The sequence below is a fragment of the Halomonas elongata DSM 2581 genome, assembly GCF_000196875.2.
GTDB classification, from domain to species: Bacteria; Pseudomonadota; Gammaproteobacteria; order Pseudomonadales; family Halomonadaceae; genus Halomonas; species Halomonas elongata.
Genome location: NC_014532.2, coordinates 392,897 through 409,298, shown reverse-complemented (window position 1 = coordinate 409,298; position 16,402 = coordinate 392,897). Strand labels below are relative to the sequence as shown.

Annotated in this window: 15 protein-coding genes, 2 tRNA genes and 3 rRNA genes; 11 read left to right on the top strand and 9 right to left on the bottom strand. The window is 61.6% G+C overall.

All coding sequences use genetic code 11. The features are described from left to right. Positions 1 to 34: 34 nt before the first annotated feature. The 8 genes from HELO_RS01860 (at position 35) to HELO_RS01825 (ending at position 4,745) form a co-directional block, all read left to right on the top strand. Positions 35 to 469, top strand: a complete 435-nt coding sequence (locus tag HELO_RS01860; protein ID WP_041601847.1) for a hypothetical protein — start codon at positions 35 to 37, stop codon at positions 467 to 469. A 28-nt stretch (positions 470 to 497) separates the two neighbouring features. Then, positions 498 to 1,310 carry a hypothetical protein gene (locus HELO_RS01855; protein WP_013331106.1) on the top strand — a complete coding sequence of 271 codons (813 nt, stop codon included), beginning with the start codon at positions 498 to 500 and terminating at the stop codon, positions 1,308 to 1,310. Between the two features lie 55 nt (positions 1,311 to 1,365). Beyond that, positions 1,366 to 1,776 (top strand): acyl-CoA thioesterase, encoded by a 411-nt coding sequence (locus tag HELO_RS01850; RefSeq protein WP_013331105.1) that lies wholly within the window; start codon positions 1,366 to 1,368, stop codon positions 1,774 to 1,776. Then, a complete protein-coding gene (gene ybaK, locus HELO_RS01845; RefSeq protein WP_013331104.1) occupies positions 1,773 to 2,255 on the top strand; it encodes a Cys-tRNA(Pro) deacylase in 483 nt (160 codons plus the stop codon). The genes HELO_RS01850 and ybaK overlap by 4 nt, the downstream gene beginning before the upstream one ends. Positions 2,256 to 2,346: 91 nt before the next feature. Further along, positions 2,347 to 2,673 (top strand): hypothetical protein, encoded by a 327-nt coding sequence (locus tag HELO_RS01840; RefSeq protein ID WP_041601846.1) that lies wholly within the window; start codon positions 2,347 to 2,349, stop codon positions 2,671 to 2,673. Next, positions 2,645 to 3,166, top strand: a complete 522-nt coding sequence (locus tag HELO_RS01835; RefSeq protein ID WP_041601845.1) for a DUF501 domain-containing protein — start codon at positions 2,645 to 2,647, stop codon at positions 3,164 to 3,166. Before HELO_RS01840 ends, HELO_RS01835 begins: the two co-directional genes overlap by 29 nt. Before the next feature lie 39 nt (positions 3,167 to 3,205). Further along, a complete protein-coding gene (locus HELO_RS01830) occupies positions 3,206 to 3,766 on the top strand; it encodes an LOG family protein (protein WP_013331102.1) in 561 nt (186 codons plus the stop codon). Positions 3,767 to 3,776: 10 nt separating this feature from the next. Next, positions 3,777 to 4,745 (top strand): NAD(P)H-quinone oxidoreductase, encoded by a 969-nt coding sequence (locus tag HELO_RS01825; RefSeq protein ID WP_013331101.1) that lies wholly within the window; start codon positions 3,777 to 3,779, stop codon positions 4,743 to 4,745. Here the strand turns inward: HELO_RS01825 and HELO_RS01820 are convergent. After that, positions 4,742 to 5,230 (bottom strand): hypothetical protein, encoded by a 489-nt coding sequence (locus HELO_RS01820; protein ID WP_013331100.1) that lies wholly within the window; start codon positions 5,228 to 5,230, stop codon positions 4,742 to 4,744. The two genes, HELO_RS01825 and HELO_RS01820, sit on opposite strands and share 4 nt — an antisense overlap. 81 nt (positions 5,231 to 5,311) lie before the next feature. Further along, complete coding sequence (locus HELO_RS01815) at positions 5,312 to 5,827, bottom strand: tetratricopeptide repeat protein (RefSeq protein ID WP_013331099.1); 516 nt, start codon at positions 5,825 to 5,827, stop codon at positions 5,312 to 5,314. 230 nt (positions 5,828 to 6,057) lie between these two features. Between HELO_RS01815 and HELO_RS01810 the strand changes: the two genes are divergently transcribed. Both HELO_RS01810 and yaaA read left to right on the top strand, forming a co-directional pair. Continuing rightward, positions 6,058 to 7,089: an NADP(H)-dependent aldo-keto reductase gene (locus HELO_RS01810; RefSeq protein ID WP_013331098.1), complete on the top strand. Its 1,032-nt coding sequence runs from the start codon at positions 6,058 to 6,060 to the stop codon at positions 7,087 to 7,089. Between the two features lie 89 nt (positions 7,090 to 7,178). Further along, entirely contained in the window at positions 7,179 to 7,961 is a 783-nt protein-coding gene (gene yaaA, locus HELO_RS01805) for a peroxide stress protein YaaA (protein WP_013331097.1), read from the top strand. Positions 7,962 to 8,007: 46 nt separating this feature from the next. On the opposite strand, the gene HELO_RS01800 is transcribed toward yaaA, so the two are convergent. Further along, positions 8,008 to 8,583 (bottom strand): isochorismatase family protein, encoded by a 576-nt coding sequence (locus HELO_RS01800; RefSeq protein WP_013331096.1) that lies wholly within the window; start codon positions 8,581 to 8,583, stop codon positions 8,008 to 8,010. Between the two features lie 106 nt (positions 8,584 to 8,689). On the opposite strand from HELO_RS01800, the gene HELO_RS01795 reads away from it, so the two are divergent. After that, entirely contained in the window at positions 8,690 to 9,508 is an 819-nt protein-coding gene (locus tag HELO_RS01795; RefSeq protein ID WP_013331095.1) for a Tim44 domain-containing protein, read from the top strand. A gap of 95 nt (positions 9,509 to 9,603) precedes the next feature. Here HELO_RS01795 and HELO_RS01790 read toward each other — a convergent pair whose 3' ends face one another. The 6 genes from HELO_RS01790 to HELO_RS01765 all read right to left on the bottom strand — a co-directional run bounded on the left by HELO_RS01790 (position 9,604) and on the right by HELO_RS01765 (position 15,944). Further along, positions 9,604 to 10,110, bottom strand: coding sequence for a hypothetical protein (locus HELO_RS01790; RefSeq protein ID WP_013331094.1), 507 nt, complete (start codon positions 10,108 to 10,110; stop codon positions 9,604 to 9,606). Between the two features lie 546 nt (positions 10,111 to 10,656). Further along, positions 10,657 to 10,771: ribosomal RNA gene (gene rrf / locus HELO_RS01785) — 5S ribosomal RNA — on the bottom strand. Positions 10,772 to 10,854: 83 nt separating this feature from the next. After that, a 23S ribosomal RNA gene (locus tag HELO_RS01780) occupies positions 10,855 to 13,743 on the bottom strand. Between the two features lie 205 nt (positions 13,744 to 13,948). After that, positions 13,949 to 14,024 (bottom strand) — tRNA-Ala (locus HELO_RS01775). 109 nt (positions 14,025 to 14,133) lie between these two features. After that, positions 14,134 to 14,210 (bottom strand) — tRNA-Ile (locus HELO_RS01770). A gap of 196 nt (positions 14,211 to 14,406) precedes the next feature. After that, a 16S ribosomal RNA gene (locus tag HELO_RS01765) occupies positions 14,407 to 15,944 on the bottom strand. Together the 16S, 23S and 5S rRNA genes with 2 tRNA genes alongside form the textbook arrangement of a ribosomal RNA operon. Positions 15,945 to 16,402: the final 458 nt, after the last annotated feature.

Genomic DNA, 16,402 nt, shown 5'->3' with positions numbered 1-16,402 from the left:
GCGCCGAACGACGCCCTCGAGAATGAATGAAACCATGCCCCAAAGCAGCTTCTATGCCAAGGTTCGCCGCGGCCTGCCAGCGGTCATCGCCCAGTGGCTGGCGCTCGGCCAGGGCGACACCGACCGCCTGGCCCTGATTCTCGCCGAGACCGCCCGGGTCGCCAAGCTCGGCGAACCCGAGGAAACACCCAGCGGCGCCACCCTCGAAGCCTGGTGCGACGCCGAACGACACGACGAGATCCCGCTCTGGGCGGGACGCACGGCGGTATTCCTGCTGGTCCAGATGCCGGCACGGCCGCAGCCCGCCGATGACGACGAGGCCTGTGCCTGGGCCTACTGCTGGCTGCGCAATCGCCAGGTCGATGACTACGACGCCGCTGTGGCCGGCCTGCCGGAACACCTTCGTGAGCCCCTGGACGCCGCCCTCAAGGCCGCCTGGGTGGATCAGCAAGGATTGCGTCTCGTCTGACGCGCTTCACAGGGAGAAGGATAACGTCATGGATGTTCCGCTGGGTTGGCAACTGGCCAAGCTGCTGGTCTCGATCGGCGTCGTACTGGGGCTTTCCGTCGTCGCCGAGCGCCTCAGCACCCGGGCTGCCGGCCTGCTTTCGGGCTATCCCCTGGGCACGGCCATTGCCCTGTTCTTCATCGGCCTGGAGATCTCGCCGAGCTTCGCCGCCGAAAGTGCCGTGCATACCCTGGCCGGCTTCTCGGCCACCCTGGCCCTGGGCGGCGGCTATCTGCTGTGTGCCCGCCGTGACGGCCTGCCGGGCGTCCTCACCGGCACCGCTGGCGGCCTCGTCGCCTGGGCCGTCGCCGGCCTGCTGCTGACCCGGTTCGACGTCAACCGCCTCGGCGGTACCCTGATCACCCTGGCGGCGATCCTGATCTTCATGCGCCTGTATCGTCATGTGCCGGAAGCCGCCGCCCCGCCTCGCGGCGGCTTCTCCTGGCCGGCGCTCGCACTGCGTGCCGGCCTCGCCGCCGGCATCATCTTCCTCATCACCGGTCTCGCCCATGTGGTGCCCTCGGCCTGGGCCGGCGTGATGGCGGCCTTTCCGGTGACCATGTATCCCTTCCTGGTGATTCTGCACCTGACCCACGGCGCCGCTCCGGTCGCCACTGTCATCAAGCACTATCCCGCCGGTCTCGGCTCGTTGCTGTGCTATGCCCTCTGCGTCTCGCTGACCTATGTTCCGCTGGGGCTCGCCTGGGGCACCCTGGCCGGCTTCGCGGCGGCCACCCTCTGGCTGCTGGCCTGGACCCGTGGCCAGGCCTGGTGGCGACATCGACGCGGAGGCATGACTTGACCGAGCGCTTGCTCGACTCAATGCTATAGTCTTCGCTCACGCCTGAGGAACCTCCATGTTCGTACGCACCATCGAGCCGGCCTTCTACGACACCGATGCCCTGGGCCACGTCAACAATACCCGACTGCCCGCCTGGTTCGAACTGGCCCGCAACGATCTCTTCAAGCTGTTCACCCCGGACCTCGACCCACGCCGCTGGCGACTGATCATGGCCCGCATGGAGATCGACTATCGCGCCGAGCTGCACTATGGCACCGACATCGAGATCCGTACCTACCTTTCGCGTCTCGGCAACAGCTCCTTCACCGTGACCCAGGAGGCGCATCAATCGGGTACACTGACCAATGTGGGACATACCGTATTGGTCCACTTCGATCATGAGACCAAGCGCGCCGTCCCCCTTGAAGGCTCGCTGCGCGAAGCCCTGGCGGAACACCTGCAGCAGACGGAGAGCGAAGACGCATGACCCCGGCGGTGAAGGCTCTGGAAAAGGCCGATGTGGATTTCTCGCTGGCGACCTACGAGCATGATCCGCGCAGCCCCGCCTACGGCGAGGAAGCCGCGCGCGCCCTGGGGCTGCCTGCCGAGGAAGTCTTCAAGACATTGCTGGCCTGTCTCGATGACGGCCGGCTGGTCATGGCTATCGTCCCGGTGCCCACGCAGCTCGATCTCAAGGCCCTGGCCCGGGCCGCCGGCGCCCGCAAGGCCCGGATGGCCGAGGCCGACGCGGCCGAGCGCGCCACCGGTTACGTGGTGGGCGGCATCAGCCCACTGGGGCAGAAGAAACGACTGCCCGCCTTCGTCGATGCCAGCGCCGAGCCCCTGGAGGCCATCCATGTCAGCGGCGGGCGCCGCGGCCTGGAAATCCGCCTCGCGCCGAACGACCTCGCGGCACTGCTGAACGCACGCTTCGCGCTGCTGTCACGTTCTCGGGCGACCCCATGAGCCAAGGCTCGAGCCGAATCGGTCGCCCCATTGTCTCACCCGTACGGCCTCTCGATGACATCGAGCCCATTCACCCACAAGGGAGCCGATGATGGCCATCCGCTACGATCTGTGGCTCGACCCGGAAAACGTCGCCCGCCACCACGCCGTGGAAGCCGATCTGGAGCGTTACTTCATGGAGCGCTTCGCCGACTACCCGCACATTCGCTTGTTCGGGGAAGACCCTTACGATTATGATGCGCCGTTCAATCGCCTCTACGACGTGCTGATGGCACGGGCCGTCGATTACTGTGACCGCTACTGGCGCTATGCGCCCACGCCGGAACAGCTCAACCGGACCTTCTTTCGCGCCGTGGGCCGCTCGAACAAGTTCATACGAGACGACAACGATGGTGATCCGACCCGACACGATGCCTGACGACCGGCAACTGGCCATCATCACCGAGCAGCTCGGCCGCCCTCCCCGAGGCATCGAAGCGCTGGCCGCCACCGATGGCGAAGGCACGCCGCTGGTCCTGCGCATGGCCCCCATCGTCGATGGTGCTCCCTTCCCGACCCTCTACTGGCTGTGCTCGGAACGCCTCAAGGCCGAGCTGTCACGCATCGAGGCGGCAGGCGTCATCAAGCATCTCGAAGCTCGCCTGCGCGAGGAGCCAGCCTTCCTGCACGCCTACCACCGCAGCCATGCCGATTACGTCGAGGCCCGCTGGCGTTACATGAGCGCGGCGCAACGCGACGAGGTCCAGCGCCTCGGCTACGAGAGCGTGCTGCGCGAACGCGGCATCGGCGGCATCGCCAACTGGGATCAGGTGCGCTGCCTGCACACCCAGTATGCCCACCATCTGTGCGGCGACAATGTCATCGGTCGCTGGCTGGACGACGAATACGCCGTAGCCGACTGCCTGCCCTGAACGGCTCCGACCTGGGCAGGTTCGATCAAGGAGAAATGGATGTCGACATTCTGTGTCTATCTCGGCTCGCGGACCGGCAACGACACGGCCTTCCTCGATGCCGCCCGACAGTTGGGCGACGAACTGGCCGCCCGTGGCCATTCACTGGTCTATGGCGGCGCCCGGGTCGGCATGATGGGCGCCCTGGCCGACCAGGTGATGGCCGCCGGCGGCGAGGTCACCGGCGTGATGCCCGATCACCTGGTCGAGCGCGAACAGGCCCACCGGGGCCTGACGCGGCTGCTTCGGGTACGCAACATGCATGAACGCAAGGCCAGCATGGCCGCCCACAGCGATGCCTTCATCGCCCTGCCCGGCGGTATCGGCACGCTCGAGGAACTCTTCGAAGCCTGGACCTGGCAGTACCTGGGCCTGCATGACAAGCCCATCGGCTTGCTCGACACTCAGGGCTTCTACACGCCCCTGCTGACATTTCTCGACGGCACCGTGGAACGCGGTTTCCTCGATCGCGCCACCCGCGCCAACCTGATCGATGCCGCCACACCGACCGAGCTGCTCGATGCGCTGGAGCAGCGCCTGACGCCTTCCCCCGTCAACTGAAGGAGGTCACATGCGAGCCATCCGACACGACGATGAACGACTCGTCTGGGACGAGACACCCGCCATTCCCGGCCCCGGCGCCCATGAAGTCCGCCTGAAGGTGGCCTGGGCCGACGTCAATCGCGCCGACCTGATGCAGCGTGCCGGTCATTATCCGCCGCCGCCCGGCGCTTCCACCGTACTCGGCCTGGAAGTCAGCGGCACGATCACCGAGCTCGGTGATGACGTTCGCGGGCTGAGCGTCGGCCAGCCCGTCTGCGCCTTGCTGGCCGGCGGCGGCTATGCCGAGGAGGTCGTGGTCGACGCCCATCAGGTCCTGCCGTTGCCGGAGGATTTCAGCCTGCGCGAAGCGGCGGCCCTGCCCGAAGTCTTCGCCACCGCCTGGCTCAACCTGTTCATGGAGGGTGCCCTGGGCGCCGGCGACCGGGTCCTGCTCCATGCCGGTGCCAGTGGCGTGGGCACGGCCGCCATCCAGCTATGCCGCGCCTTCGGTTATCCGTGCTTCGTCACGGTGGGCAGTGAAGCCAAGCTGGCCGCCTGCCGCGAGTTGGGCGCCGACGCTGGCTGGAATCGCCACGAGGGCAGCTTCGTCGACGCCGTGCAGCGCTGGGGCGGTGCCGACATGATCCTCGATCCGGTGGGCGCCAGTTACCTGGCCGACAACCAGCGCGTGCTCAACGAAGATGGCCGGCTGGTGGTGATCGGCATGATGGGCGGTCGTCAGGCAGAACTGGACATGGGCCGTATGCTGATGAAGCGTCAGCGCTTGATCGGCTCGACGCTGCGCGCCCGCCCGCCGGAGGCCAAGGGCCGGATCCTCGCCGCGCTGGCCGAGCATGTCTGGCCGCGCCTGGCTGCGGGCGAGTTGCGTCCGCTCGTCGACCGCACCTGGCCCATCGAAGAAGCCGAGGCGGCCCACGATCATGTGCGCGCCGATGCCAATACCGGCAAGGTACTGCTGGAAGTGGGCAGCGCCTAGAGCGTAAGCGTGCGCTGATAGGTCTGCTGCAGCAACAGGGCATCCTCGCCGGCGCGATGCCGGAGGATGCCCTGCTCGCGGATGATCGTCTCCTTGGTGTCGCTCCAGCGCTCGAGCTGAGCTTCGCTGAGCAGCCGGCGCAACGCCTCGAGACGAAAGGCCGGCAGCATGCCGGCATGGTGGAACAGCAGCGACAGCCAGGTGTTGTCGTAACCCCAGCTATCGCTATAGGCGATACCGATATCGCTGAGCTCGTCGTTGAGCCAGCAAGCCACCTGGCGAACCGGATAGCCTTCGCGCTGCAGGCGGTTGCGTGAGATGCCGTGCAGAAGCTCCGCCTTGGGATCCCAGTGGGTCCACTCGTCGAGCGGCTGGATGAGAAAGGCACAGACGCTACCATCGGCCCGTGCCAGGCCGATCTCGATGGGGTAACTACCGCGTCCGAAACCGGACGCTTCGATATCCAGCAGTGTCGGTAGCGTCACGGAGAGGAGAGTCCTTGCTGAGGGCCGCCGCGCTGGCGTGTCGGCCAGTGGTCATCGTCTCGTCAATGAGACACATACCCTCTAGTGTCGCGCCCCGGCTTCATGCATGTCCAGAGACTCGAACGCACCGGTGAGCTGATCGGCCAGGCGCTGCCAGTAGGCCGTGCGTTCGGCATCGACCGGCAGTCCCAGCTCGCCACAACGATAGGCACGGGCCAGACGTTCGGCGGCCTGGGGATGGCCCGCCTCGCCGGCGCGGGCATACCAGGTCACGGCATGATCCTCGCGGCGTGGGTACTGGGCACAGCCATGCTCATGGATCTGCCCGGCGCGGAACTGGGCGCGGGTATCACCACCGTGTGCGGCTTCGATCACATAACGTGCGCCACGGGCCTTGTCCTGAGGGGAAACCCCACGGTGGAACAGCATGTGGCCATATTGCGCAAGGGCAGCGGGATGACCGGCATCGGCGCATCGCTGGAAAAGATGCATGGTCAGCTTCTGGGTCCGCGGCGAACGCGGCAACCAGCGAGTATGTACCAGCTGTTGCGCCAGACGGTACTCGAGCCGAGTAAACAGTGACGATGCCTGTGGCATGGCAAACAATCCTGCTTCCAGAGGTTCGATTCGAAAGTGACGTCGAGCACCACCTTGTGTCCGGCGTCGTTCCCAATATCTCGCTGGCCGCTCGGACTCCGCCGTGCCAACGGGAAGGCAAGCATACGCTTGGCTTCGCAGCGACTCAACCCCTCGACATTTACGCCTTCGCCTCCCCCGGCTACCATGCCTGTCGAACCGATTTCCAACCGCTGTGTGAGGAGTGACGGATGCATACGCGCCCCCTGGGCAACACCGGTATCGAGGTCAGTCGGTTATGCCTTGGCACCATGACCTTCGGCGAGCAGAACAGCGAAGCCGAAGCCCACGAACAACTCGACCGGGCGGTGTCCTTCGGCATCGACTTCATCGATACCGCCGAGATGTACCCCGTGCCCCCCGACGCCGCGACACAAGGTCGCACCGAGAGCTATATCGGTAGCTGGCTCGCCTCGCGCGGTTCCCGAGACGACATCATCCTCGCCACCAAGGTGGCCGGGCCGGGGCTCGCCCACCTGCGCGGCGGTTCGCGCTTGACCCGGGAGCAGATCCATCAAGCCATCGATGCCAGCCTGACGCGTCTGCAGACGGATTATGTCGACCTCTATCAGCTGCATTGGCCCGACCGGCGCAGCAACTTCTTCGGTCGCCTCGGCTACGAGCCCGATGAAGAAGAAGACGCCATCGCCCTGGAAGAGAGCCTCTCGGCGCTTCAGGAACTGGTGAAGGCCGGCAAGGTACGTGCCGTGGGGTTGTCCAACGAGACACCCTGGGGCGTGATGCATGCCCTGCGCCTGGCCGACCGCCTGGGCCTGCCCCGCGTCGCCTCGGTGCAGAATCCCTACAGCCTGCTCAATCGCACCTTCGAGGTCGGCCTGGCCGAGATCGCCCATCGCGAAAACGTCGGCTTGCTGGCCTATTCCCCGCTGGGTTTCGGGGTGTTGTCCGGCAAGTATCTTGACGGCGCACGCCCCGAGGGCGCTCGTCTGACGCGCTATGAACGCTTCCAGCGTTATACGTCGCCGCAGGCCGAGCAGGCGGTCCGAGCCTATGTGGAAATCGCCCGGGAGCACGACCTCGACCCGGCCCAGATGGCCCTGGCCTTCGTGAACTCCCGCCCCTTCCTGACCAGCAACATCATCGGCGCCACCACCATGGCCCAGCTCGAGAGCAACCTGGCCAGCGAGTCACTGCGTCTGAGCGACGAGGTGCTGGACGCCATCGAGGACGTCCATCGACGCCTGCCCAACCCCTGCCCCTGACCGATATGCCCGGGGCTATCGGCACGATAGCCCCGCCCTCGGCGTGGCCTTGATATAATTCCCCGACTTCACCAGGTACAGGAGCGCCCATGCTGAGCGTGATTTCCCCGGCCAAGAAACTGGACTTCGAGACGCCGGCCACCACCTCCCGGCACACCCAGCCGGACTACCTCGAGCGCAGCCAGACACTGATCGATATCCTGCGGGACCTGTCGCCTCAGCAGATCAGCGACTTGATGGGGGTCAGCGACAAGATTGCCGGACTCAACGCGGCACGCTTCGCGGAATGGCACACGCCCTTCACCCCGGACAACGCCAAGCCGGCTGCCCAGGCCTTCCAGGGCGATGTCTATGTCGGACTGGAAGCCGAGCGTTTCGACGCCGCCGACAATGCCTTCGCCCAGGATCATCTGCGGATCCTCTCCGGCCTGTACGGCCTGCTGCGGCCTCTGGATCTCATCCAGCCCTACCGCCTGGAGATGGGCACCAAGCTGGCGAATCCCGCCGGCAAGGACCTGTATGCCTTCTGGCGCGACGAGCTGACCGCCGCTCTCGACCGTGCCATTGCCGACAGCGGCAGCGCGGTGCTGGTCAATCTCGCCTCCAATGAATATTTCAAGTCCATCGATGCCAAGCGCTTGAATGCCCGGGTCATCACGCCAGTCTTCAAGGATGAGAAGAACGGTCAGTACAAGATGATCAGCTTCTACGCCAAGAAGGCCCGAGGCTTGATGGCCGCCTGGATGATCCGGCAGCGCGTGGATGATTCCGAGGCACTCAAGGATTTCGATGTCGCCGGCTATCGCTTCAATGCCGCCATTTCGGAAGGCGATACCCTGGTCTTTTGCCGGGACGAGCGGGACCGCACCTAGGCATTGTCCGAAAAGTGCCTACGCTCGTCGACTTTTCAAACAAGGCCTAGTCGAAACACAGGGGACGCGACGCGCGTTCCTTGAGAAAACGCCGATGGATGTCCTTGAAGCGGGCATCGTCGCAGCGCTCCAGCCATTCATAGGCCACCATGTCGGCGCTCACCGCCTGGGCGCCGGCCCTCTCCACCCGCTGCCGGGCCAGGCTCGCCTCTGCCGGACGCCGACTACTCGCAGCTTCCGTCAGCCAGGCGACACGATACCCCGCCTCGAGCAACGCCAGACCGGTCTGCAAGACACAGATGTGCGCCTCGGCACCGCACAGCACGATCTGCCGGCGCCCGGTATCTGCCAGGGCATCGGCGAAATCCGGCTCGGCATGGGCATTGAAATGCGTCTTCCGCCACACTCGGGGATTCTCGAGCGACGCCAACAGGGACGGCACACTCTCCCCCAGCCCTTCCGGATACTGCTCGGTCAGCCATACCAGGACACCCAGCGCCTCGGCCACACCGCCCATCCATGAGGCCTCCTCGACCGCCTGCTCTCCGGTCGCGAGCACCGGCAGCAGGCCAACCTGCAGATCGACGATCAACAACAGACTCGTATCCCGGTGCATGCGCATGACGGTCTCCGAAGCGAAAGATATAGGCGGTGCTCGATACCAGCTTAATCGCTAGAATATCAGCTCCGAAAGACAACCGGCCCCAAGGCCACCACGGAGATCCTCGATGCGTCACTTCCTCGTCATGCTCATCGTCGGCATGTTCGGCTTCGGCCTCGCCGTCGACCATGCCGATGCGCGCCGCCTGGGGGGCGGCAAGAGCGTCGGCAGCTATTCCCGAACCATCAATTCCCAGAACACCAGCACGCCCCGCTCCACCGCGGCGCCCCAGCGCAAGCCTTCCAGCGGACTATCGCGCTTCGCCGGCCCCTTTGCCGGGCTCCTGGCGGGCGGGCTCTTGGCTTCGCTGTTCTTCGGTGGCGCCTTCGATGAATTGCGCCTGATGGATATCCTGCTGATCGCCGGCGCTGCCTTCCTGCTCTTCCGCCTGCTGGCCCGCCGCCGTACCGCCATGGCAGGCGCGAATGGCACCACCTCCCAGGCCTCCCGCGAAGCCGACGCTCAGGCATTCCAGTCCTCCGCCTCCCTGGGCGGCACGACGCACATCGGCGACGAACCTGCATGGTTCGACAGGGAACGCTTCCTGGGCGGTGCCAAGGAGCATTTCATGACGCTGCAACGCGCCTGGGACAACAACGACTTCACCCTGATCCAGGACTACGTCACGCCGGAGCTCTACAACTTGCTGCGCCAGGAACGCGAACAACATCCTGCCAACAATCGCACCGAGATCGTACGCCTCATCGCGGAGCTCGGCAGCGTGCGTGAAACCGATCAGCAGGCCGAGGCGACAGTGCTGTTCCACGGCATCCTCGACGAGAACGGCGCACAAAACGAATTCAACGAGACCTGGCATCTGGTCCGCGATCTTCGCGACGGCGCTCCCTGGTACGTGCAGGGCATCGAACAGAACCCCGCCATCTGATCACAGGCGACACCTGTCGACGAAAGGTGTCCATCAATGCAAAAGGCCGGGCAAATGCCCGGCCTTTCGTCTGTACAGCGTACGAGAGCGACAGTTTATTGCTGCGTCTCGTCGGCGGCTTCCTGAGTCTGCTCCCCGGCATCCTCCATGGCCTCACCGGCACTGTTCATGGTGTCATCAACCGCATCTCCGACGCTTTCACCAGCATCTTCCACGGCCTGATTAGCGTTCTCGGCAGCCGAATCCATTGCCTCGCCGGCATCGTTAACGGCTTCTTCGGTGCTTTCCGCTGCTGAATCCATGGCGGATTCCGCGTCATTGGCCGCACCCTCGGCAGCCTCACCGGCTTCGTCCATGGTCTGGTCGGCGCTTTCCGCCGCCTCGTCAGCCGCCTGCTCGGTCTCCGCGGCAGCCTCATCCATCGCCGACTCGGCATCGCCAGCGGTTTCCTCGGCGCTCTGCGCGGCCTCATCCGCCGCCTGCTCGGTGTTCTCTCCCGCTGACTCCGAGCCTGCGTCATCGTCGCTACAGGCCGCCAATCCCGCCGTAGCCGTACCGACCAGCAGCATCAAGGCCAGCTTGCGCAGAATTTGCTGTTTCATCGTGCTCCTCCTGAGATCACCGTTGATATCCATCGGGGTAGTGCCTGTTCACCCTAGCCGTCCTTGCCGCAACTTGCCAACCGATTCAGGCCTTTGCCGGACCGCTCCATGATCCTTCAACATTCTGAATCCGACGTCGCCAAGCAGCGTCACCATGACATTCCTCGATACATGGCGCGAACGACCTGTACCATCATCATCTTTTTTAGACTTTTCTTCCAGACATGAAAAAACCCCGACTTCGCGTGAAGCCGGGGTTTTCTCGGGATAGATGCCTGACGCCTCCACGGCCACGCCGTGGCCTGGAGCCTGGGCTCGGGACGCCGCATCGCGGCTTTCCACCTCGCCCGTTCGCGCCTGACAAGGCAATACCTTGTCCGAGCGGCGCTCACCCGACTCGACTCGTCTCCTCCCTGAGACTCGCCCCAAGGGCCCGTCTCAAGACGGTTCCCGTTCACTCCCGGTGAACGGGTCGCATGCGATGACAGCCCATCGTACTGACATAAAAAAATCCCCCGGGGATACCGGGGGATTTTTCAGATAAGTGCCTGACGATGACCTACTCTCGCATGGGAACTCCCACACTACCATCGGCGCTGAGCGGTTTCACTGCTGAGTTCGGCATGGGTTCAGGTGGTGCCCGCTCGCTATGGTCGTCAGGCGAAAAACATCAATGCAACCCTGCTGACGATACGTCTCTCGCGTACCCGGCGTCGTCTGTCATCCAGACTCCTTGGGTGTTATATGGTCAAGCCTCACGGGCCATTAGTACCGGTCAGCTCAACGCCTTGCAGCGCTTCCACATCCGGCCTATCAACCAGCTCGTCTTGCTGGACCCTTCAGGAGGCTCGAGGCCTCGGGGAGATCTCATCTTGAAGGGGGCTTCCCGCTTAGATGCTTTCAGCGGTTATCCCGTCCGACCTTAGCTACCCGGCAATGCCACGGGCGTGACAACCGGTACACCAGAGGGTCGTCCACTCCGGTCCTCTCGTACTAGGAGCAGCACTTCTCAAATCTCCAACGCCCACGGCAGATAGGGACCGAACTGTCTCACGACGTTCTAAACCCAGCTCGCGTACCACTTTAAATGGCGAACAGCCATACCCTTGGGACCGACTTCAGCCCCAGGATGTGATGAGCCGACATCGAGGTGCCAAACACCGCCGTCGATGTGAACTCTTGGGCGGTATCAGCCTGTTATCCCCGGAGTACCTTTTATCCGTTGAGCGATGGCCCTTCCATACAGAACCACCGGATCACTAGAACCTACTTTCGTATCTGCTCGACGTGTCTGTCTCGCAGTTAAGCACCCTTATGCTCTTGCACTCATTGCACGATTTCCGACCGTGCTGAGGGTACCTTCGTGCTCCTCCGTTACGCTTTGGGAGGAGACCGCCCCAGTCAAACTACCCACCACACACGGTCCTCGATCCGGATAACGGACCAGAGTTAGAACGCCAATGATGCCAGGCTGGTATTTCAAGGTCGGCTCCACGATAGCTAGCGCTACCGTTTCAAAGCCTCCCAGCTATCCTACACAAGCAACATCAGCGTCCAGTGTGAAGCTGTAGTAAAGGTTCACGGGGTCTTTCCGTCTAGCCGCGGGTACACCGCATCTTCACGGCGATTTCAATTTCACTGAGTCTCGGGTGGAGACAGCGTGGCCATCATTACGCCATTCGTGCAGGTCGGAACTTACCCGACAAGGAATTTCGCTACCTTAGGACCGTTATAGTTACGGCCGCCGTTTACCGGGGCTTCGATCAGGAGCTTCGCCGAAGCTAACACCATCAATTAACCTTCCGGCACCGGGCAGGCGTCATACCCTATACGTCCGCTTACGCGTTTGCAGAGTACTGTGTTTTTAATAAACAGTTGCAGCCACCTGGTATCTTCGACCGCCTCGTGCTCCGGTCGCGAGGACCTTCACACTAACGCGGCGTGCCTTCTCCCGAAGTTACGGCACCATTTTGCCTAGTTCCTTCACCCGAGTTCTCTCAAGCGCCTTGGGATTCTCACCCTGACCACCTGTGTCGGTTTGGGGTACGGTCCCACTGTATCTGAAGCTTAGAGGCTTTTCCTGGAAGCGTGGCATCAATGACTTCCAGACCGTAGTCTGTTCGTCTCGTCTCTCGGCCTTGGGGAACCGGATTTGCCTGATTCCCCAGCCTACTGACTTTCACCAGGACAACCAACGCCTGGCTCACCTAGCCTTCTTCGTCCCCCCATCGCAATACAGTGAGGTACGGGAATATTGACCCGTTTCCCATCGACTACGCCTTTCGGCCTCGCCTTAGGGGCCGACTCACTCTGCTCCGATTAGCGTCGAACAGAAACCCTTGGTCTTCCGGCGGGGGAGTTTTTCACTCCCCTTATCGTTACTCATGTCAGCATTCGCACTCGTGATACCTCCAGCAAGCCTTTCGACTCACCTTCATCGGCGTACACGACGCTCCTCTACCGCTCATCCAGAGGATGAACCCGTAGCTTCGGTACCTGGTTTGAGCCCCGTTACATCTTCCGCGCAGGCCGACTCGACTAGTGAGCTATTACGCTTTCTTTAAAGGATGGCTGCTTCTAAGCCAACCTCCTAGCTGTCTAAGCCTTCCCACATCGTTTCCCACTTAACCAGGATTTCGGGACCTTAGCTGACGGTCTGGGTTGTTTCCCTTTTCACAACGGACGTTAGCACCCGCTGTGTGTCTCCCACGCTTGCACTCACCGGTATTCGGAGTTTGCCTCGGGTTGGTAAGCCGGGATGGCCCCCTAGCCGAAACAGTGCTCTACCCCCGGCGGTGATACGTGAGGCGCTACCTAAATAGCTTTCGAGGAGAACCAGCTATCTCCGGGCTTGATTAGCCTTTCACTCCGATCCACAAGTCATCCAAATCTTTTTCAACAGATCCTGGTTCGGTCCTCCAGTTGATGTTACTCAACCTTCAACCTGCTCATGGATAGATCGCCCGGTTTCGGGTCTATTTCCAGCGACTGGTCGCCCAGTTAAGACTCGATTTCTCTACGCCTCCCCTAATCGGTTAAGCTCGCCACTGAAAATAAGTCGCTGACCCATTATACAAAAGGTACGCGGTCACGGGACTAGCCCGCTCCCACTGCTTGTACGCACACGGTTTCAGGATCTATTTCACTCCCCTCTCCGGGGTTCTTTTCGCCTTTCCCTCACGGTACTGGTTCACTATCGGTCAGCCAGGAGTATTTAGCCTTGGAGGATGGTCCCCCCGTCTTCAGTCAAGGTTTCACGTGCCCCGACCTACTCGATTTCACAGGATCAGATTTTCGGCTACGGGACTATCACCCTGTATCGTCGAGCTTCCCAGCTCGTTCGCCTAATCAGTCACCTGCTTAAGGGCTGGTCCCCGGTCGCTCGCCGCTACTGGGGGAATCTCGGTTGATTTCTGTTCCTCGGGGTACTGAGATGTTTCAGTTCCCCCGGTTCGCCTCGTTGACCTATGGATTCAGTCAACGATACCCATCTTACGATGGGTGGGTTTCCCCATTCGGAAATGCCCGGGTCGCAGGTTGTTTGCCACCTCGCCGAGCCTTATCGCAGGCTTCCACGTCCTTCATCGCCTCTGGCTGCCTAGGCATCCACCGTGTGCGCTTCATCGCTTGACCATATAACCCGAAGGAGTCTGGTCGCGATGACTCAACGACAATTGCCGGATACGCTTGAGACGTATCTCATATGTCCTTTCTTTCGAAAGGAACTGTCAGCAGGATTACATTGTTAAAGAGCGACTGTTCGAAGAACAGTCGGAAGTCAGTAGAAACCTTTCCTTCTACAAACTTGCGACTGGTCTTGTCACATCAACTGTCGGGGTGGTGGAGCCTACCGGGATCGAACCGGTGACCTCCTGCGTGCAAGGCAGGCGCTCTCCCAGCTGAGCTAAGGCCCCTCTGATGCCCGTCATACGTGACATGGAGAATTTTATTCAGGTCAAGGCATTTTGTGGCATCGCCTAGCCTGCTAGGCAAGTCACAAAATAACGCAGAACTGGATAAAATTGGTGGGTCTGGGCAGACTTGAACTGCCGACCTCACCCTTATCAGGGGTGCGCTCTAACCAACTGAGCTACAGACCCAACACCTATCCTCTCATTGACGGAACACGGTCGGCTTGCCGACCTCACCCTCCTTTCCACAAAGGTCAGGGGGTGCGCTCTCACCAACTGAGCGAATACCCTAGGGTCACGCTGGGTCTCTACCCAAACAGTCTTTGCTCTGGCCGATCAGGTAATTCATTGTGAGCACTTGCCGAGTGCCGGTGACGTCGTCGATTAAGGAGGTGATCCAGCCGCAGGTTCCCCTACGGCTACCTTGTTACGACTTCACCCCAGTCATGAACCACACCGTGGTGATCGCCCTCCGAAGTTAGGCTAACCACTTCTGGTGCAGTCCACTCCCATGGTGTGACGGGCGGTGTGTACAAGGCCCGGGAACGTATTCACCGTGCCATTCTGATGCACGATTACTAGCGATTCCGACTTCACGGAGTCGAGTTGCAGACTCCGATCCGGACTGAGACCGGCTTTATGAGATTAGCTCCACGTCGCCGCTTTGCAACCCATTGTACCGGCCATTGTAGCACGTGTGTAGCCCTACCCGTAAGGGCCATGATGACTTGACGTCGTCCCCACCTTCCTCCGGTTTGTCACCGGCAGTCTCCCTAGAGTTCCCGACCGAATCGCTGGCAAATAGGGACAAGGGTTGCGCTCGTTACGGGACTTAACCCAACATTTCACAACACGAGCTGACGACAGCCATGCAGCACCTGTCTGTGCGCTCCCGAAGGCACCAATCCATCTCTGGAAAGTTCGCACGATGTCAAGGGTAGGTAAGGTTCTTCGCGTTGCATCGAATTAAACCACATGCTCCACCGCTTGTGCGGGCCCCCGTCAATTCATTTGAGTTTTAACCTTGCGGCCGTACTCCCCAGGCGGTCGACTTAGTGCGTTAACTGCGCCACAAAGGTCTCGAGGACCCCAACGGCTAGTCGACATCGTTTACGGCGTGGACTACCAGGGTATCTAATCCTGTTTGCTACCCACGCTTTCGTACCTCAGCGTCAGTGTCAGTCCAGAAGGCCGCCTTCGCCACTGGTATTCCTCCCGATCTCTACGCATTTCACCGCTACACCGGGAATTCTACCTTCCTCTCCTGCACTCTAGCCTAACAGTTCCGGATGCCGTTCCCAGGTTGAGCCCGGGGCTTTCACAACCGGCTTATCAAGCCGCCTACGCACGCTTTACGCCCAGTAATTCCGATTAACGCTCGCACCCTCCGTATTACCGCGGCTGCTGGCACGGAGTTAGCCGGTGCTTCTTCTGCGAGTGATGTCTCCCTTGCCGGGTATTAACCGACAAGCATTCTTCCTCGCTGAAAGTGCTTTACAACCCGAGGGCCTTCTTCACACACGCGGCATGGCTGGATCAGGGTTGCCCCCATTGTCCAATATTCCCCACTGCTGCCTCCCGTAGGAGTTCGGGCCGTGTCTCAGTCCCGATGTGGCTGATCATCCTCTCAGACCAGCTACGGATCGTCGCCTTGGTGAGCCGTTACCTCACCAACCAGCTAATCCGACATAAGCTCATCCGATAGCGCAAGGTCCGAAGAGCCCCTGCTTTCCCCCGTAGGGCGTATGCGGTATTAGCTTGAGTTTCCTCAAGTTATCCCCCACTACCGGGCAGATTCCTATGCATTACTCACCCGTCCGCCGCTCGACGCCTCCTAGCAAGCTAGGATCGTTTCCGCTCGACTTGCATGTGTTAGGCCTGCCGCCAGCGTTCAATCTGAGCCATGATCAAACTCTTCAGTTAAAAGTCTGATAGTTCCTTAGGCGGAACCAAACCTGGTTCAAGATTCAAACGTCTCGTTTGACGAGTCGCTTGTCTTGATTTTCGGTGACTGGTCACCGACATCCCGACAAGCGCCCACATGAATTACCTGATCGATTGTTAAAGAGCATCTCACGTTGCTGGCCCGTGGCGCAGCGCCTCGTGAGGAAGGCGTATTCTACCGATTCGGCGCCTGGCGTCAAGCTCGATCTTGCCGAGAGCGACGCAAACCTCGTTGAGGCGACTCCGAACTGAGCTCTCTGTGAGCTCGGTAGCGAGTGGCGAGCATTTTACCGAAATCGGCGTTCCTGTCAACCGGCGAATTCCGAAGCGATTCGAAAAACCCTAAGAAAAACAGGCGCTTCTGCCACCCTTCACCGCCTGCAACGTTGCCCGTCGCCGGCAGCGGATGCGTACTTTACGGATATCAGGCCGGCGAT

Excerpts from the sequence above, each read along its gene's own strand:
- HELO_RS01860 (WP_041601847.1), top strand. The coding sequence starts at position 35 with ATGCCCCAAAGCAGCTTCTATGCCAAGGTTCGCCGCGGCCTGCCAGCG.
- HELO_RS01855 (WP_013331106.1), top strand. The coding sequence starts at position 498 with ATGGATGTTCCGCTGGGTTGGCAACTGGCCAAGCTGCTGGTCTCGATC.
- HELO_RS01850 (WP_013331105.1), top strand. The coding sequence starts at position 1,366 with ATGTTCGTACGCACCATCGAGCCGGCCTTCTACGACACCGATGCCCTG.
- ybaK (WP_013331104.1), top strand. The coding sequence starts at position 1,773 with ATGACCCCGGCGGTGAAGGCTCTGGAAAAGGCCGATGTGGATTTCTCG.
- HELO_RS01840 (WP_041601846.1), top strand. The coding sequence starts at position 2,347 with ATGGCCATCCGCTACGATCTGTGGCTCGACCCGGAAAACGTCGCCCGC.
- HELO_RS01835 (WP_041601845.1), top strand. The coding sequence starts at position 2,645 with ATGGTGATCCGACCCGACACGATGCCTGACGACCGGCAACTGGCCATC.
- HELO_RS01830 (WP_013331102.1), top strand. The coding sequence starts at position 3,206 with ATGTCGACATTCTGTGTCTATCTCGGCTCGCGGACCGGCAACGACACG.
- HELO_RS01825 (WP_013331101.1), top strand. The coding sequence starts at position 3,777 with ATGCGAGCCATCCGACACGACGATGAACGACTCGTCTGGGACGAGACA.
- HELO_RS01815 (WP_013331099.1), bottom strand. The coding sequence starts at position 5,827 with ATGCCACAGGCATCGTCACTGTTTACTCGGCTCGAGTACCGTCTGGCG.
- HELO_RS01810 (WP_013331098.1), top strand. The coding sequence starts at position 6,058 with ATGCATACGCGCCCCCTGGGCAACACCGGTATCGAGGTCAGTCGGTTA.
- yaaA (WP_013331097.1), top strand. The coding sequence starts at position 7,179 with ATGCTGAGCGTGATTTCCCCGGCCAAGAAACTGGACTTCGAGACGCCG.
- HELO_RS01800 (WP_013331096.1), bottom strand. The coding sequence starts at position 8,583 with ATGCGCATGCACCGGGATACGAGTCTGTTGTTGATCGTCGATCTGCAG.
- HELO_RS01795 (WP_013331095.1), top strand. The coding sequence starts at position 8,690 with ATGCGTCACTTCCTCGTCATGCTCATCGTCGGCATGTTCGGCTTCGGC.
- HELO_RS01790 (WP_013331094.1), bottom strand. The coding sequence starts at position 10,110 with ATGAAACAGCAAATTCTGCGCAAGCTGGCCTTGATGCTGCTGGTCGGT.